Annotated in this window: 6 protein-coding genes; 1 reads left to right on the top strand and 5 read right to left on the bottom strand. The window is 61.7% G+C overall.

Features of this window, described 5'->3' with window-relative positions; all coding sequences use genetic code 11:
- Nucleotides 1-3 precede the first annotated feature (3 nt).
- The 4 genes from M5C01_RS12330 to M5C01_RS12315 form a co-directional block, all read right to left on the bottom strand.
- Nucleotides 4-1,614: a ShlB/FhaC/HecB family hemolysin secretion/activation protein gene (locus tag M5C01_RS12330; RefSeq protein WP_248764321.1), complete on the bottom strand. Its 1,611-nt coding sequence runs from the start codon at nt 1,612-1,614 to the stop codon at nt 4-6.
- Between the two features lie 73 nt (nt 1,615-1,687).
- Nucleotides 1,688-2,290 carry a transposase gene (locus M5C01_RS12325; protein WP_152738889.1) on the bottom strand — a complete coding sequence of 201 codons (603 nt, stop codon included), beginning with the start codon at nt 2,288-2,290 and terminating at the stop codon, nt 1,688-1,690.
- Nucleotides 2,291-2,511: 221 nt separating this feature from the next.
- Nucleotides 2,512-14,916, bottom strand: a complete 12,405-nt coding sequence (locus M5C01_RS12320) for a filamentous haemagglutinin family protein (protein ID WP_152738887.1) — start codon at nt 14,914-14,916, stop codon at nt 2,512-2,514.
- Nucleotides 14,917-15,130: 214 nt separating this feature from the next.
- Nucleotides 15,131-16,309 carry a substrate-binding domain-containing protein gene (locus tag M5C01_RS12315; protein WP_152738885.1) on the bottom strand — a complete coding sequence of 393 codons (1,179 nt, stop codon included), beginning with the start codon at nt 16,307-16,309 and terminating at the stop codon, nt 15,131-15,133.
- Between the two features lie 401 nt (nt 16,310-16,710).
- On the opposite strand from M5C01_RS12315, the gene M5C01_RS12310 reads away from it, so the two are divergent.
- Entirely contained in the window at nt 16,711-17,352 is a 642-nt protein-coding gene (locus tag M5C01_RS12310) for a DUF1345 domain-containing protein (RefSeq protein ID WP_152738883.1), read from the top strand.
- Nucleotides 17,353-17,474: 122 nt separating this feature from the next.
- Here M5C01_RS12310 and hppD read toward each other — a convergent pair whose 3' ends face one another.
- Entirely contained in the window at nt 17,475-18,551 is a 1,077-nt protein-coding gene (gene hppD / locus M5C01_RS12305) for a 4-hydroxyphenylpyruvate dioxygenase (RefSeq protein ID WP_152738881.1), read from the bottom strand.
- Nucleotides 18,552-18,751: the final 200 nt, after the last annotated feature.

Raw genomic sequence — 18,751 nt, 5'->3', positions numbered from 1 at the left:
GGTTCAGAAAGTCGCTTGCAGGCTGAAATGCAAACGCGAGTCCTGCTTCTGCGTGTTCGGTCCATTGACCAGCGGATAGCCCCAGTCGAGGCTGCCGGACAGCCATTTGCTCAGGCTGGCCCGAGTGCCGAGACCGACACTGGCCAGGCTGTAATCGGCCTTCTGTTCAGGCAGCGGCTCGCGCAGGTACAACTGGGCACCCTCGGCGAAGGCATACAAGCGCCACTCCTGGACATAGCTACCCAGGTACTTGGCCAGGGACGGCGTGCGCAGCTCCTGGGAAAACAGAAAGCCTTGATCGCCGGTGACTTCCGCGGCGAGGTAACCGCGCACCGAGGTGGCGCCACCGGCGGACATCTGCTCGTTGGAAATCAGTGGCCCGGAGGCCAGTTGGAACGAGGTCTTGGACGCGCTCTGCCACTCGCCGAAAATGTCCTGGGTGTAACTCAGGTCACCCTTGAGCACGGCGAAGCTGGGGCTGGAGCGATAACGCTTGTTGTCGAATTCCTGGTCGTTGCTGCCGTAGCCGAAGAAGGCCCGGGTCCCGACCACCAGGCTCAGGCCAAGGCCCAGCTGGGATTTCTCGGTGTAGCGGTAGCCGTTGTAGCCGAAGGTCAACGGCGCGTACTTGAGCGGCACCGTGTCGCTGCTGCCGCCGAGCTTGAGCTGCTCCTTGAAGTCCTTGAAATCCACCCCCAGGGACAGCGAGTTGGACCAGATGCCGCCCCCCGGCACGGTGTAGATGCCCGAGACGCCATAGGAATGGCCCTTGCCGAGCACGTTGCTGCCGCCGATGGTGGCGACGTTGCTGTCGGACTGGTAACCGGAAAACTGCACGGCCCAGCGGTCGTTCAGCGGTGCGCTGTAAGAGCCGGACCAGACCTTGGCATTGCTCTGGTCCTCCGGTGCGGTGAAATAGGTCAGGGAGATGCTGTGGCCCAACTGCCAGAGGTTGTCGTAGCCGATCGAGGTGACGGCGCGCAGGTCCTTGGTGTCGGCGCTGTGGTCGTTGTTCAGGCCGACACTGCCGTGCCAGGGATTCTTGTCGTCGACTTGCAGGTCGACGTCCATGGTCCCCGGGCGCTGACCTTCGCGGACCAGCGGCATGACCTGGCGACCGGGGCTCTTGTTCAGCGCCGCCAGTTCACTCTGGACATGGGCGAAGTTGGGGACGTCGCCTTCCTTCAGGGCCGGGACATCGTCACGGATCTCCACGGGCGAATAGTGCTGGGCACCGACCACCCGGACCCGGCCGACCTTGGTTTCGCTGATCTGCAGGTAGACAATGCCGCCCTCGACCTTCTGCTCCGGCAACTCGACGTACACCGACTGGTAACCCTTGGCCTGGTAGCTTTTCTGCAAGGCCTCGCGGGCGCCCTCGATATCGCTCAGGGCTTTTTGCGGACCGAGGAACGGGTACACCGCCTCCTCGATATCCCGCGTTTGCAGCACGGTGTTGCCGCGCACGACGTATTCGTTGACGTCGACCAGCTTGGCCGGCGCGTCATCGGCCAGCAGCGGACGCCCCAGCACCGCCAGGACCAGGCCGCCACACACCGGCAGCCAGTGCCCGGCCAGTCCCGGTCGTGCCCTTTTGAAGAACAAATGCTCCACACCGCCCCCTTGATTCAAAATGGCCACGAACGCAGTCGAGGCCGCATGGGCCCGGGTCAATACCCCGGACACTTCAGTTATTCACGTTCGATATCGACGGGTGCCGGGCCAGCCAGGTATGCAGCTGGGCGAAGTTCAGGGAGAACTCCGGCATCTGCAGCAAGGCGCCGCAGAACACTTCACCGATGATTTTCTGGATCAACAGCACCGCCTGTGGGTGATCCAGCAGCGTGGCGATGTCCTTGCTCAGCACACTGAAGTTCCAGACCTTCTGGTTCAGGTCGAGGCCGACGAACCAGCGGAACAGCAGGTTGTAATTGAGCTGCTCGTAGAGTTGCTGCTCGCTGGGTACCGAATACAGCAGTTGCAGCAAGAGGATGTGCATGACGGTCTGGGGGGCGATCTGCATGCCGGAGTCGGCATTCAGCGAGCGCAGGAGTTCACGATCGTCGTCGAGCAGGTCGTCGATCTGCGGACGCAGCAACACCAGGGAATGGCCGGGCGGGATATAGCTGGAGACTTCCTTCAGGGCGCCCTGCCAGTCGTCCTGGGAGACAATCCAGACCCAGGGCGCACCGTAGCGATAGACCGAGACGGGCTTCTTGCGGGCCGCCTCGACGATCTTCGACAAACGCTGATCCAGTTCCTGCATGCCCACTTTCGAGTAACGTTCCATAGTTCTCCTCGTCTCTCTGCCGGCCTTGCCATGGCATGGGGACAGGTCCCCTTGCGTGCCCTTGACCGCTTCACATATCCATGACCGGGCTGGCCTTGTGCTACCGAACTTTTGTCATAAAAGCTTCATTCCATGGCGGCGTTCGAGGTGTGTGGAAGACGGTTTCGCAGGCAAAAAAAAGGCGGCCAGTACGGCCGCCCCTGAGGAGAAACATCGGTTCATTACAAGGTCAGATTGCCCCTCTCCTCCTCGGTCAGGCGGGCCCGGGCCTGCTCGCTCAACGGCCCGGCACCCAGCACTTGCACCGGGCTGTCGGGGTTGTAGTTCGGCGTGCCGCGGCTGGCACCGTCGCGCGAAGGCTCCAGGTGTTCCTGGCCGAAGCTCAGGACCTGCACGCTGAACACCGACGGCAGGTTCTGCCGCGCGCTGGCCTGCTGCTGGCGTGCGACGTTGTCGGCCGCCTGGGCTGCCGAGGTGGCCGCGGCGCTGGCCGAGGTGATCGCCCCGGTATTGATCGAGGCCACCACCGGCACGCCCGAAGACTTGCCCTGCACCTGGATGTTCGCCGCGTTCACCACCTGCAAGGCGGCGATATTGACGTTGCCCGAGACGCGGATCCCCGCCTCCCCCGCATCGATTGTGCCCAGTGGCGCGATCAGGTCGATATCCCCCGGCAGCACCTCCGGAATCGGGTTCAGGGTGGCAATACCGGCCCCGGTGCTCGGCACCGCCGGCGACAGGCTCACGTTGCCCCAGGTGTCATAGACCCGCTTGGGCGGCGTGTAGACCACGGTGGTCTTGGAACCGCGACCGGCGTTGATATCGCCTTCGGCCGACCAGGCGGTGATCGAACCGCCGAAGGTGGTCATGACCCGGCTCTGGCCCAGCAGGATGCTGTCCTGGGCGAAGAGCTGGATATCGCCCTGGCCCTGGGTGACGATCCCCGCCGTGGACGGCGGTGCGCTACCTTCGATGCCGAACACCAGGCCGCCACCGGGGGCAAGCATCTGGATATCGCCGCCGAAGTTGGTGTGCACGCCCGATGGGCCGTAGAGGGTGATCGCGCCCTGGTAGAGGATCGGGTTGCCGGCGACGTCCTTCTCCGGGAATAGCGCGGCAATCGCATCGCGGCCTCGCAGGTAGCTGCCCTGGCGAACACCGCCGGCCAGGGTGTACTCGCGGCCGGCGGCCTTGAGTTCGGCGAAGTAGACGGTACGGGCGAAGATGTCCTGCTGCTGGGCCGGTAGCGCGGCGTAATAGGCTCGTGCTTCGTCGACGCTGCCGGTAAAGCCATAACGCTCGCCGAGCCAGGCCACCAGTTCGGTGTCGTAGGTCTTGGCCACCTTGCCCGGCTGGCTGGCCAGCGGCGTTCCGGCCTGGGCCTGATTCGACGGGTCCAGGTAGGGGGCGATAAAGGCCTGGTAGTCAGGACCGTTGGGGCCGACGCCGGCCTGCATGACGATGCTGGCGCCCGGGCGGGAGTCGCCAGGTACCACGGCGCCGAGGCTGGTAATGCTGGTCTTGTCCGCCATCAGGACATTGCGCCCCGCACTGACCACCAGGGTGCCGGGACCGGCGACATTGAAGTTGCTGTAGAGGATGTCGCGACCGGCCGAGACCAGGGAGATGTCGGTGGGGTTGTTTTGGACGAAGAGGTTGCCAACTGTTCGATAGGTACTTCGATAGTCGACTTCTCCGGCAGGTGAACTACCACTGCTGACAATATCTCGCCCCGCCTGCATCCAGACCGGTCCACCGCCTTCATACCAGGTTTGACCATAACGGGAATCGGAGGTAACACTGTAAGTAACGATACGACCCGTTCTTACCCCGATCAGGTCTCCAGTCAGCGCATAGAAGCGTGCAGGCTCAGCGTCTGGGTTCCACTGTCCAGAAACACTATCGGGACCGAACGCGAACAAAGGCCCGACGCTGCCGAAGAAGAGCTGGTTGCCATCCGCCGATAGATTGCTACTGCCAGCAATTGGAAGACCGCTTGACGATTGTGCAACAAATGCAGGCCGTTCAGGCGTGGTCAGCGCGTCCGGGTTTGCGCTGGATTGGCTGATCGTCAGATTACCGCCATAGATCGAATTGGCGGCCAGAAGCTGCAACTGCCCTTTGTTCGAGGGCGCCAGGGTTAGCGCGGCGGCAACGGTAGCAGCAGAGTTGCTGTTGGCCGCATCACCGTAATAAATACTGCCGTTCGCGGCAATGCCATTCAGGATAGAAGGATAGACCACGGCATTGTCGGAGGCCGCCCCTGCGAACACTGGCGTCAGGTTGCCGCCCGCTGAGAACAGGTTGATGGCCGTGTGGTCGGTCCACAGCGAGAACCAGCTCAGGCCATTGCCATGGCTGCCATCGCTGGCCAGGTAAGGCGACGCATTCAGCGCAACGACGCGCCCTGGGTCGCTCACCGTTTGTACGACCAGATCGCCCAACGTCGACAGGTCAAAGGTTGCATCTCCCGGTACCAACGTCAGGCCCCCGCCCGCAAGGCTTCGCGTTGAAGTGAAGGCTGTGTAGCCACGGGTTTCTCCAGGCGCCTGCTGTCTGTCGTTACTGCCATACAAGAGTGTCAATGCGCCAACAGTGGTGCTGTCCAATACGACGTGACCACGCAAGTTGGTGATTACCCCGTTCTGATCGTCGGTGGCCTGATTGTTGATGGCGGCGGTCGCTGCCGGGTTCAGATCCCCACCCACCCTCAAGGTCAGGTTGCCGCCCCCGGTCACCTGCACGCTGCCATCGGCGGCGACTCGCCCCGTGCTCCCCACGGCCAATACCAATCCCTGGGTACGCGGGTTGACACTATCGCCGCCGATGTCATGACCAGCCATGCCCGCCAAGATACCCGCACTGCCTGCAACCTGAACGTTCAGGTTACCGCCGCCCAAGGTACCGAACCCGGTAAAGCCGAGCATCTGATCGACACCGGGAGGGGCGCTCAGCGATGCAGCGTAGGTACCGAAATTGATCCACCATGCAGTCGGCTGTGGTGAGGTTCCTGTATTGACATTGCCACTACCCTGACGCCAAAGCCAGTCGGAGGTACTAGCCGAATCATGGTCGGTATCTCCATTGGGTTTGGTTATCCCATTATTGGTGGGCAAGACAATATTCCCACTCAAATCACCACCGACCTTGAGCGTAAGGTTACCACCGCCCCCGGGATACCAGGCGCGATAAACACTGTCGCTGCCGCCGTTTACCAGATTGTCGCCGCCACTACTGAGGACGGTTCCATTAGGGCCCAGAGCCCTAGGCTGGTTATAAGGGTCATTGGCCGAAGTCACGCTGGAGGACGTGCCAGCTGTGTAGACGCCAAACAACGAATCCATGCTCAAATTGCCGCCGGACACCAGTTCAAGATCGGCAGCCCCTGTGCGGATGACACTGAAGCGCGAGCTACCCGCCTTGACTGTATAGGGCCCGTTTGGATCTATTCCACAATCTCCAGGTATATCAGTACAGAACGTTGGCCAACCTATGGCAACGAAATCAACAGGTTGGCCAACCATGCTGAGATCACCCCAAGCATCAAGAGATCCTTGTGCGGTGTAGACCGGAGTCCCAACGCGATACATACCATAATGGCTGTCGGCGAGCTGCAGGTCGCCATGGACAGGACTAACTTGCACAACACGATTGTCCGCCGCAGAGGTGTCCGCTCCTGCCACCAAACGTAATGACCATGATTGGGAGCCCTCGGCAAGCATTGGGGCTATGCCCCAGAGCTCGCCCTGGCGTCCGGCGACTTCAGGGCGCAGTTGCACCGAACCCACGCCGCCCGGCAGCAGCACATTGGTCCCTGAAGGAATCAGTGCGCCGCGGGCCAGGGCCAGATCACCATTGAGTGTGAGCACATTGGTTGATGACTGGGAACTGCCGGCGATGCTCGGCAACGCCACGCCCTTCGGCCAACTGAATGCACGCAGGGCGGTATCGGCGCTTAGTAGCGTGCCGGCATCCAGTTGTGTGCCGGCCGGCAGGTTTTGTGCCTGGGTCAACAGCGTACCGGCGGCGAACAACAGGTTGCCGTTGCTGTCGCGTACAGCGGCAGCCAGCACGGTGCCGGCGGGCAGCGACAATGGCTGGTCCAGGGTCACGCTGACGGGCAAACGCGTGCCCGACACCAGGGTCACGGCCCTGAGCGGTACATCGTAGTTCAGCGTCGAGCCCGCCGGGAAACGGGTACCGTCGGCCAGGGTCACGCCCGCCCCGGGTACCACGATATTGCCACCCGAGAAGTCGATCCCGGACAACAGCAACCAGCCTGTGTCGTCATCGGTCTTCGGAGGCGGCGCAAAGCCGTCGGTGATGCTGCCGTAGATATTAAGGTCACCGCCGGCGCGCAAGGCCAGCTTGCCCACTTCGCCAGAACCGTACACCCCGGTTTTCTGGGTGAACGGGTTGAGGCTGGCGTAACGATAACCCGACAGGTCGATATCACCCTGGACCACCAGGTCGCCACCCGGCGTGGCACTGACAATCTCTACTGCAGGGCGCAGGTGCAGAACATCACCATAAGTAGCGTTATACAAACCCGCGAGTTTGTTCTGCAGCAGATTGTTGTTAAGCAGCGCCGCATCGACAAATGCGCTGTTTTGCCGGTCGATGCCATCCAGGTAAGACTGGGTGATCACCTGGTAAGGTCGGCCGCTGGCCGCAGGGTCGGTTCCCAGCGGCGCATCGCTATACTGCCAGGTGCCATTGACCGCGATGGAGCGCGCCCCGCGAATCGCCAGGTTACCGCTGGCATCGATGGCGATATCGCCGGCCGAGACCCCTCCCAGGCGCGGTGCATCGAGCTCCAGGGTGCCGCGTGCCCGGCCATCGTTCTGGCCCGGCCCGCTGCCCAACGCCACGCCAGTGCCGGCCCTTAGGTCGATGGTGGCGCCACTGGCCAGAGTCAACAGTTCCTGGCCGGAATTCAGCTCGACCATGGCGCGATTCGGCGAATCGATGATCTTGCCTTGGCTGTCGACTTGCAAACCGCTGCCGTGGGCATCCAGAACTGCGTTACCGGCCAGAGTCAGACCCTGGCTGGCCGACAGATTGATACTGCCCACCTGAACGCCGCTGGCATCGACCTTGCCGTTGACCAGCAGGCTGCCGTTATCCAGCGAAATCACAATGGCATTGGCCTTGAGGTCATTGCCGATGGTCAGGTTGCCCTGCTTGATCTGGAAGGTACGGGCGCCATAGACCTGCCCGGCGTTCAGGCGTTGGTTGAGGGCGGCGAATGAAGCGTCTTCAGCGCCATTTGCCCCCAGACGCTGCGCCTGGATATTGGCAAAACCGCCCAGGTAAGGCAGATAGGTACCTCCGGCATCGTAGAAGCCGCTGCTGCTGCCAAGGATGCTGCCCTGCAGGTCGACCAGTCCTTCCGCCGGGTCCACGGCCTGGGCGGTGAATTGACCGGCACGGTTGTTTTGCGCCGACAAGTCGATACGCGAACCTGCGGCCTGGTAGATATTGCCGGTGATGCTTTTGAGGGTGACGTCGCCGCCCCAGCTGTATTGGGTCACATCATTGAATTTGATCGCTCGGCCGGCCATATCGATCTGCGCGCCGTCACCCAGCGTCAGGTCTTGCGTAGCGGTCAGGTTCAATTGACCGCTGGACAACACCACGGCGGTGTCCAGGGCCAGGCTGTTGGCGTTCAACGAAAGTTTTGCACCCTGGCCGCCAGTGCGGGTCTGGGTGCCGGACAGTGCCGTGACATTGAGCGCGCCACCGACGGTGATGGTGTTCACCGAGCCGGCTTCGCCCGTCAACAAGGGCGTGGAGATATTCAGGTTGCCACCGCTATAGGCAAAGCCCGAGCCCGCCTGATAAGCGCCCTGGCTCTGGTACACCGACAGACTGCCCTTGTGGTTGGCAGTCACCCGTTGGCTGGCGCTGATATCGACCTGGGAAAAGCCAAGGAGCAACCGGTCCAGGCTGGCGACCGAATTGGGTTGTGCGTACGGACCATAGCCGAACTCCAGGGTTTCGGTCTGCAGATTCAAGCGTCCGCTGCCTGTGCCAGCACCGCCGGCGACCACATTGCCAGCGGGGTTGGCAGCGCCGTTCCAGATCAGGTCGGCGGTGTGAATGGTCGCCACATCAGCCGCACCGCCGGCGCCATAAATGGCCGGGGTACTGAGGATCAGATTGCTGAGCAGCGACTTGCCGGTCAAAGGGTCGTAGGTATCGAGTGTTGTGCTGCCGTACACATTCACGCTGTCGTGAGCGGCCAGTTCAAGGGTTTCCAGGGCCGGAGCACCGTATTGGGTATCGCCCTTGAGCAAGCGTGTCAGCACGCTCTGATTCAAACTCAGACCTGCCGGCAACAGGTTGCGGGTGGCGGCATCGGCCAGGGCCTGGTCGCTTCCGAGGTTGATGGCACTCAGGGCCAGGGTCAGGTGGCGCGTGCCATAGCGTACGTTATCGGCAAGCACGAAATCATTGCCCGTGCCCACGACGATAGAGCCCGAGGAATACAGTTCGGTCTGGCCCGTGCAAGATGCCGAGCTGCAGACCCCGACATGGATGCCCGCGTCACCTGGCAACGAAGGTGCCAGAACCTGGAGCAAGCCATTGGAAACCCCGAGGAAGTTGTAGCGGGTGGTACTGGGGAAGCCAACCGTCGTCAGGTCGTAGATATAACCCTGACTGGCATCGTATGCCGTAGGCCCCATACCTAGAGTATTGATCGAGGCGCCCTGCTCGACCGTGATCGCTCCGCCGCTGGACACCAACAGCACCTCTGGAGCCGCCAGTTTCGCGCCGCTACGCAACACCACGCTGCTGCTGAGGTTGGAGCCCAAACCGATGTAATTTCCTCCCTGTCCATAGCTGATCGCCGGCATGCCACCGATCATCAGGCTTGCGGCGCCCAAGGCATTCAGGCTGCGATCGTCTACCGTCACCCCGACAAAGGATGCCGGAGCAAGTGTTCCCGCTGATACTACCTCGATTGCGCCTCCCGAACTGATCACCCCGACCGTACCGGCATGGCCGCCCTCAGCGGCACCAAAGCGACCGATGCCGTCGAACGAAAAGGCGCTGCCGGTTGCACCTTGCACTAGGTTCAGTTGCAGGCTCTTCGCATCCGCTTCGATCATCGGGCGCGGTACGCCCAATCTGGAGGCATCGGCGATAGCAAACTGGTCATAGCTGGTTTCGTTATATTGCGAATAGGTGCGCAATACATTCGCCGATGTCAGGATGACCTGGCTGGCAACGCTGTTGCGAATGCCAGTATTGGCGATCGACAGTTGCCCGGCAGTGCTCCAGGAACCGTTGCGCATGGCCTGTGCACCAGCCCCCGTGCCAACACCCGCCAGACCGTTCAATTCAACCCTGAAAGCGCCGGGCAGCAGTGCATAGGTGGAAGGCAACAGCGTATAGGTACCCGGCGCCAACCCCGGTACCCCGGCGCCAATGGTGATTTGCTGGCCGAGCACCGGATCCTGCGCGCCGGACTTGCCCGCCGACGGCGCATACACCTGCTGCACGCCAGGCACGATGGCATACACCGGGTTGGTCGCCAGGCCCGGCAAGACGAAGGTGCCGTTGGGGTTGACTTGCACCAGCGGGTTGTAGCGCGCGTCGGTGGAGCCGCCACGGCCGGAAACGAATCCGGCGCCAAGCAGGTCGCCACCACCGGAGAGGTCCAAAGTGGCACCGGCCGAAACCACGACCGATTGGCCGCCCATGACCACGCCGATCCCACTGCCACCACTCAAGCCAGTCTGCCCATACAAGGTGACGTTCTGGCCGTTGTACAGATAAGTCTGCCCGTCCGAGGTCCCGCCGTAAGGCATGATCAGGCCGTTGCCGCTGACGGAAGTGAGACTGTCGGGCAGCAACTCCACGCGTTTGGTGCTGCCATTGCCAAGTTGAATCAGCCCCAGCGGCGCGCGCACCACACCGCCTTGCTCAATATTGGGGGCGAGCAGGGTCAGGCTGCCAAACGCCGAATACGGCAGTTGGGGAATCGCCTGGGTGGTGCGACCTATGGTCAAGAGCCGCGTTCCCAGTGTATCCCCTGCCCCCGCTGACACTGCCGCGATACTGCCCGTTTCGGGATACAACTGCGCGGCGCTCAGATGCAGATCGCCAGCCGTGATCAGTTGCGTCGATGGAGTCGCGGTACCTGTTGGTATACCTGCCAGAAAGCGCAAGTCACCCTGGCTGGTCAGATTCACCTGATCGAAACCGCGTCGCTCGACCTGCTGCACCACTGGGGCCCGGTCATCGCGGCTCTTGACAAAGGAGCCTTTGGAACCGAACACCACATTGTTGCGCAGGTCGATCACCGCCCCCTCGGCAGAAAAATCAGCTTGGCTCGGTAATAACGAACTGGAAAAACCTCCTGTGGATACGGGGGATGTATCGTATGAGAGGATTGGAGGCTGGACCCCAGCGAGCAACAGGGAAGGCGCGGCAACATGGACGTGAATATTGTCCGACACATTTTCCGGCAACGTGAATGCACCAGCATAGAGTTGCAGGCTCTGGCCCAAGCGAAGGTCCAGATTACCGTTGAAGGACAGGAAACCCTGACTGTAGAGGGCGAGATTATCGAATCCACCCGTCTGGACCTGATCGGCGGCCAGTTGCCCGTGGCCGTAGACCAGCGCATTGAGGTCTGGAGCGAGGCCGGAGTCGGCGGTTTGCCCCAGTACCAGTTCTCGAACCTGCAACACGCGGTCGGTCGCTATCGGGACTGTGCCGCCAGTGAGCGAGTAAAGCGGCGTCTGCAATACCACCGACAGACTGCCTCCCGCCGCCCCCTGGCCGCCGGCACGGGCGGTGAAACTGCCCAACAGATAGAGGCCATTGTTGGCCCCCAGGGAAATGCTGCCGCCATTACTGGCCACCAGCGTGCGGCCCTGACCGGCGATATCCAGGTTGGCCTGGGTGCCCGAGGCCTCCAGGCGTGCACCTTTGCTCACCACGATAAAAAGATCGGCCGCCGTGGCGGTGCCGGCCGCCGCATTGATTGCACCGCCGCCGATGACAATGGAGCCGCCGCCGGACACCTGGCCGTAGACTTGCCCACGCATGTCCACTGCGGTGGCCGCCCTTGCCGCGACATCGATCAGCGCCTCATCGCCAAGTAGGATAGAGCGACTATTACCTGTGCCATTTACATCCTGCGAAGGGTCCACGGCACCGACTTCATTGAGGCTGACTTTCCCGCCCCAGGCATTCAGCGTGCCGTTCACGGTCAGTTGGCCAATACTGCCCAGGCTGATGGCCTGACCCGGATCGACACTGATCACCGCGCCACTGCCCACGGTCAGTACAGTGGTTGCCCGCTGTGCATCCGTGGGGTTGAGCGTACCGGCCTTCAGGCTCAAGCTGGCGCCGCGCCGTTGAGTCAGCACGCCCTTGAGCGGATCCTGTTGATAGAGGTCAGGTGTCCAGATTTGCAGCGCCTGCGCCGGGTCGCTGCCGGAAGCGACGGTGGTGGCATTGTCGCCCAGACGATAGACCGGTTGGCTCACGTCCACCTGAGTACCGTCGGCGACGGTCAGCCCCTCGTTACCCGTGATGTCGTAGGCCGAGAAACCTTGCTTGAAGAAGTCACCGTCCAGTTCGACCGCACCGCTTACCGGTGTTGTCGGCGTACCGATCACCACCTGGCTGCTTTGCAGGGTCAAGGTGCCGCCGCCGTTGACACCCACGGCACGAATATCGCCGCCCAGGCTCAGCACACCGCCCACGCCGAAGCCCCCGGCATTGGCCGCCAGGATCAGGCTGCCCCCCTTGCCGCCGAGGAGCTTGCCGTTGGCCTGCAACACCGCGCCGGACGACACATCGATCAGGCTTCCGGCCTGCAGGCTCAGATTGCCGCTGCTGCGCAGGGAAACCAGGCCGCCGTTGACATAGGGCAGGCCCTGGTTGTCGGTCGAGTCCAGCAACTGGTTGGTCCACAGGCCCGCGGTGTTGAGCGTTACACCCGCGGCCACGGTGGTACTGGCCACTGAACTGCCGGGGGCTGCGATCAGCGTGTCTCGCAGCTTGAACGACTGATTAGGGTCGATCTGATTCAATACGTTGCCCAATTGCAGCGTACCGCCACGGGCCGTCAGGTCGGCATTCACCGTGACTTGCGGGCCATAGAGGGTGATGGTGCCGCCATTGGTGACACTCAGGTTGTTATCGACCTCGATCTGTTGTTTGGCGGCGACCTTGATTGCGCCCAGCTGGAAACCGTTGAGCTGGTTGGTGTCCAGCACCAACGTGCCCTGCCGGCTAACCGGGACCACTGAACCGAGGTCCACGCCCGCAGCGATGGCAGTCGGGTTGGCCGCGAAGCTGACCTGATTCAGGCTGGCGCCGAGGTTGTAATTGACCACCCCCGCGATCGGGTCATAGATCGGTGTGTAGGTGCCGGCGATCAATTGCGCGCGGCGAGCCACCGCCGTCTGCGATTGCTGATAACCATCGAGGGTCGGATTGGCGGCCTGATTCTGTTGAGGCCCCTGATACACATCACCGATCACCTGACCTTCAAGTACCGCGCTGCCGGTCGAAATCACCAGGTTGCCGGCGTCGCGACCCACGGTGTAACCCAGCTCGTAACGCTGGCGCGGAGCGATCAACGGATTGTAGTAATAATCCGTCTGCCCCCAGCGCACGCTCGTATCGGCGAACCCCTTGTAGACCCCGGTGTAGAGCAGGTCGCCCGGGGCGCTGGACAACTCATACAGACGCCCGTCGGAGCCCGTCAGCCAGGTCTGTTTGATATAACCGCTTTGCACATCCAGGGTACCGCCGGACAGATTGATCTGGGCGCCCTGCTGGGTGACCACATCCTTGCCGGTAAACGTCAGGGTGCCACCCTGGGCCATCCACTCGCCGACGCCATGCCCTTGCGTGCCCAGGTAACCGCTGACTTCCAACAAGCCGCCGGCGGTGTACCAACGCGCCGTGGGGTAACCGTCGGTGCCGGCCGGTACATAGACCAGGTCACGCACATCGACCCAGACATCGCTGCTGCTCAGCTTGCCTGCATCACGGTTGCCAGAAGCGTCACGCAGCTCGTTGCCCTGCACGTTGACCTTGATCGAGTTGGCCTCCATGGCCACCTTGACTCCGACCGCACCGGATACATCGATGATCGAGCCGTCGCGCACCAGGCTGCGTTGCCCTGCGCTGACCGCAACCTGGCCGCCGGTGGCGAGGGTCAGCGAACCGTTCTGGAAATCCACGGTACCGCCGCTGACGATCTCCACCCGAGACTGCTCGATGCGGTCGACCACGCTGCTCAGGTTATCGAACTTGCCGGTGATCAGGTTGCTGGGGCTACCGTTGAGTGCGGCCAGTGCGGCGGCGCGCTGGCTGTCCAGGCCGGTCGTGCTGGCATCGAGCAGGATAGCGGTGGTGCTGCCCGTGCCCAGGGTGATGCTGCCGGTACTGTCACCCGCCGAGTTGAGCAAGTGCACCGTGCCACGGGTATTGGTCGAGGTGCTGCTGGCGATCACGCCGTTTTGCAGCACCTGGTGGCCAGTCAAGGTGATATCGCCGGTGGACGCGGTGATCAAGCCGCTGTTGATCACCGTCCCTGAACGGCTGCCGCTGTTCAGGGTGCTGGCCACCTCGTTGCCACGGGTGGTCGAACGCGGGTTGCCGGCAGTGGATAGCCCTTGGCGAATATAGAAGTTGTCGCCCGCCGCCAGGGTGACCTGGCCGTTCGGGGTAACCAGGCTGCCGTCGTTGAGCACCTCGCTGCCCAGCAGCAAGGCATAACCGCCCGAGTCGGTGGATGTCGCGGGATTCAAGGTCTGGATCTGCGCCCCGCGCTCTACCTGGATCTGCCCCACGGCATCGGTAAAGGTCGGTTGTGTGCCGGTGCTGTCGACATACAACCCCTTGCTGAACTGGGAGTCGCTGATGTTTGCGGCGGCGGCCACCAGGTTACGCACGTTGACCTGGCTGGTACCGCTGAAGATTACCCCGTTGCGGTTGACCAGCATGACCGTGCCATTGCCCTTGATCTGGCCTTGGATCTCGCTTGGCCGCGACTGTGGGTCGTTGATCCGGTTGAGCACGGCCCAGTTCGACTGCTGGGAGAAATCGACGGTGGTATTGCGCCCGACGTTGAAGGTTTCCCAGTTGAGAATGGCCTTGTCGGCAGTCTGGGTGATGGTCACGGTGGTCTTGCCATCGGCCTGGGTCTGCACCGGCGCCTTGGCATTGAGCCAGCCCTGGGTCAGTCCGGTATCGACCTTCAGGCCGCCCTCCCCCAGGCCGTCCGGCACCGTCGGCAGACGAGCCAGGGCAGCCTGGCGGCCAGCGGCCTGCGCCGCCTGTTGCGCGGCAATCGCGGCGACGCTGTTATTGAAGTTGGCCAATGACCGCTGCAACTGCTGGTTGGCCTGCTGCTGTTGCGCCAACGGTGGCGGCATGCCCGGCAACTGTACACCCGGCTGGCCGGCACTAGCGGCCTGGGCAGCGCCCTTGTCGGCAAACCAGCCGGCACTGAATGCAGTCTGCGCCTGGGCACTGCCGGCCACCAGCAACAGGGCAATCGCCTGGGCCACGGGCTTGAGCGCCCATATCGACGGTTCGCCATGGCGCGCTTGAGCATTAAGTCTTGCCGGAGGTTTGCAGCGGAGCATCACTACCCTTCCTTAGTCTGTTGCACAGTGGGCTGCCACGCCAGCCTGTCGCAGGCCGGTGTCGCTTATATGACTAAGGCGGATACCGGGGATCGGGACCGAACCTTTGTCATCGAATATTCATATGAGCGATATCGAGTTGTAGGCATACGCAAAAAATCAGCAACGGCTTGCACCGTTGCTGACCGGGTATTGCGCTACGTTGACGCGAGGGTTACAGCGGACGACCGATGGCGTTGCAGACGCTGGTGTTACCGACGTACTGAGCGCTGGTGGCGGTCAGGAAGCTGCCGCGCAAGGCGGACTTGAAGGCTGCGGACATTGGAACGAAACGGTTAGCCGTTACCGCTGCATCGTTGGCACTGGTACCAGTACCGTATTGCTGGGTCAGGAACGAACGCACCAGACCAGTCTGGGTTGGATCGGCATAGCACTGGCTGAAGATCATGTTGGTGAAGCCGATGATCGGGTAGCCGGTCGCAGGGAAAGCAAAAACGCTTGGATCACTAGGGTTGGTCGTTGCAGCGAAAATCGGTGCCCAAGCGTTAGGATCGGCACGGTTGGCCGCTGGAGGTGGAGTGACACCAGAGACGGCGGTACCGACGTTGGCGAGGTTGGGGGCAACGCTGTTGATGGTGGCGATTTTGGTCGCATCGTCCAGACCGGCCGTGGTGGTCACCGCAACGTCCGGGCTCATGTAAGTAATGGCGCCATCGGTGCTGTTTACCAGGGACATGACAGCCGGGCTGCCCTTGGCGGTGATGACGGTTGGAGGGTTGACGCCTTTGGCGGCGGTGTGGCTGCCAGCAAAGGTCGTGGTGATTGCGAAAGAACCATCAAGCGGATTGGTGCACTTGGCGTTCAGGTAACGGGTGAACAGTTCAGTGGTACCACTGCTGTCACTGCGATAGGCCACGGTGATGGTGCCGGTACGACCAGAACCTGTAACGTTGCTCCAGTCCGCCAGACGACCAGAGAAAATACCGCACAGTTGGTCAGTGGTCAGGTTCAGGTTGCCACCGGCCTTGTTGAACGGAATCGTCACCGCAGTCGCCATTGCAGGCACCTGAATCAGTGGGCCCCAGGCCGCGCCGTGGTTGGTGTTGTAAGTGGAGATATCGGTAGTCGCGAGTTTCGAGTCGCTACCAGCCCAGTGCACGTTGGTGGTGGCGGACAGGCCGAACTGGGTTGCATCGTTGTTCAGAAACGCGAGTTTGCCCGCGCCGCTGCCAACACCGATATAAGCAGCAAAACCAGAAGGCAGAACACCGGAAGTGTTGTAGAACGGAGCCGCGAGGGTACCGCCACCGCCGTTGACAGCGGCCATGGCTGCCTGGGCGGAGCACAGGGCAGCGAGGGTCAGGGATACCGCGAGAACATTGCGCTTAAACATGAAGAATCTCCTTTCGTCGTGTTCGTACGTTGAGTGACTTGCTCGTTCTTGACGCCATGGCGCTCGAGGCGTCGCCTTAGTTCCAGACGACTTGAGGGGTGAGGCCATGAATGAGAACTTCTCAAGTTCCGGTGACAGATAAAGGAAAAAACCTCGGGTGAATCTTATTGATTTTTAAATAAATTCTCGGGTGTTCGCGACGCTTTCACCACGTAATACCGGCACTTTTACGGGAGTGGCAAAGAGCCTTGCGCTGGAGGCGGCGAGACACGGGCCGGGTCGCCGGGATATGACAGAACGAGGAACCCGAGCTCTTCGAACTCACTGCACGGGGGGCGCGGCGATTCTGTATGACGAGGTCCATGTTAAGGTGCGCGAATACTTGAAAACAGAGCGCGCCAATGCCCCATCTCGCCCGAACCCATCCACGCTTGACCCTCTCCGCCCTCCTCGGCCTGGCCGTCGGTGCACTGGCTCCGGTCAGTCCGGTACTGACCAAGATCCTGATCGGCTGGAATGCCGGCGTCTGGGCCTACCTGGCCATGATGCTGTGGCTGACCGTGCGCTCCCGACCCGAAAATGTGCAACGCTTCGTCGAACGCGAAGACGAAAATGCCGGGACAGTCTTGCTGATGGTGTCGATTGCCGCGATTGCCAGCCTGGCGGCGATCACCGTCGAACTGGCGGGCAGCAAGGACCTGGAGATGCACACGCGCCTGCTGCATTACGGCTTTACCGGGCTGACGGTGATGGGCTCGTGGCTGCTGATCGGGGTGATCTTCAGCGTGCACTATGCGCGGCAGTTTTATCTGGGAGAGCCTGAAGAATCGCCCCTGCGCTTTGCCGATGGCGAGAAACATCCGGACTATTGGGACTTCCTGTACTTCTCTTTCACCATCAGCGTGGCGGTACAGACTTCGGACGTGGGCGTAGCCACCAAGGCATTGCGCAAGGTGGTGCTGGCGCAATCGTTGATCGGCTTTCTGTTCAATACGGCGATTCTGGGGTTTTCGATCAATATTGCGGCGGGGTTGTTTGGCTGAGCCAGAACACACCGTCCTGTAGGAGCTGGGCTTGCCCGCGAAGCTTTTGGCGTCCTTGAGAACGCCTTCGCGGGCAAGCCCTGCTCCTACAGGGGTTGCGTATGCCTTTAGAAAACGGGGCGTTACTCGGTCGCGAGTACACCACGGCGAACCTGGTCTCGCTCGATCGACTCGAACAGCGCCTTGAAGTTGCCCTCGCCGAAACCATCGTCGCCTTTACGCTGGATGAATTCGAAGAACACCGGCCCCATCAGGGTTTCCGAGAAGATCTGCAGCAGCAGGCGCTTGTCGCCTTCCTGGGAAGAACCGTCCAGCAGGATCCCGCGCGATTTCAGTTCGTCGACCGGTTCGCCATGGTTCGGCAGACGGCCTTCGAGCATCTCGTAGTAAGTCTCCGGCGGCGCGGTCATGAAGCGCATGCCGATCTTCTTCAACTGATCCCAGGTCTTGACCAGGTCGTCGGTGAGGAAGGCCACGTGCTGGATGCCCTCGCCGTTGAACTGCATCAGGAACTCTTCGATCTGGCCCGCGCCCTTGGACGATTCTTCGTTCAACGGGATGCGGATCATGCCGTCCGGCGCGGTCATGGCCTTTGAGGTCAGGCCGGTGTATTCGCCCTTGATATCGAAGTAACGGATCTCGCGGAAGTTGAACAGTTTCTCGTAGAAGTTCGCCCAGTAGGCCATGCGCCCGCGATAGACGTTGTGGGTCAGGTGGTCGATGATCTTCAGGCCCGCGCCTGGAGGATTGCGGTCGACGCCATCAAGGTAGACGAAGTCGATGTCATAGATCGAGCTGCCTTCGCCGTAACGGTCGATCAGGTACAGCGGCGCGCCGCCGATGCCCTTGATCGCCGGCAGGTTCAGCTCCATCGGGCCGGTGGCGATATGGATCGGCTGGGCACCCAGCTCCAGGGCACGGGCATAGGCTTGCTGGGCGTTTTTCACGCGGAAGGCCATGCCACACACCGAAGGACCGTGCTCGGCGGCAAAGTACGACGCCACGCTGTGGGGTTCGTTGTTGAGGATCAGGTTGATAGCGCCCTGGCGATACAGGTGCACGTTCTTGGAGCGGTGGGTCGCGACCTTGCTGAAGCCCATGATCTCGAAGATCGGCTCCAGGGTGTTCGGGGTCGGCGATGCGAATTCAATGAACTCGAAGCCCATCAGGCCCATCGGGTTTTCGAAGATATCGGTCATGGTGACGCCTCATCATTTTTATCAAGTAACGGTCAGTTAGTTGCTATCAATGCGGACGTTGGCGGGTGGCGCACAGGAGATGCCCCGCACACTGCGGGCCAGGAAATCGCCGTAGATCAGTTGGAACCCAAATATCTTCATGTCGACCCAGTCTCTCAGGGCGAGGCTTCTGCTGCCAGAAGACGTTATTCTTATATGCG

The organism is Pseudomonas sp. MWU12-2319 (assembly GCF_023242525.1).
GTDB lineage: Bacteria > Pseudomonadota > Gammaproteobacteria > Pseudomonadales > Pseudomonadaceae > Aquipseudomonas > Aquipseudomonas gingeri_D.
The sequence above is the reverse complement of the archived record's forward strand: the minus strand, read 5'-3'. Positions and strand labels throughout refer to the sequence as shown.

Bases quoted from the DNA above. Each gene is read 5' to 3' on its own strand.
- M5C01_RS12325 (WP_152738889.1), bottom strand. From the start codon at position 2,290: ATGGAACGTTACTCGAAAGTGGGCATGCAGGAACTGGATCAGCGTTTG.
- M5C01_RS12320 (WP_152738887.1), bottom strand. From the start codon at position 14,916: ATGCTCCGCTGCAAACCTCCGGCAAGACTTAATGCTCAAGCGCGCCAT.
- M5C01_RS12315 (WP_152738885.1), bottom strand. From the start codon at position 16,309: ATGTTTAAGCGCAATGTTCTCGCGGTATCCCTGACCCTCGCTGCCCTG.
- M5C01_RS12310 (WP_152738883.1), top strand. From the start codon at position 16,711: ATGCCCCATCTCGCCCGAACCCATCCACGCTTGACCCTCTCCGCCCTC.
- hppD (WP_152738881.1), bottom strand. From the start codon at position 18,551: ATGACCGATATCTTCGAAAACCCGATGGGCCTGATGGGCTTCGAGTTC.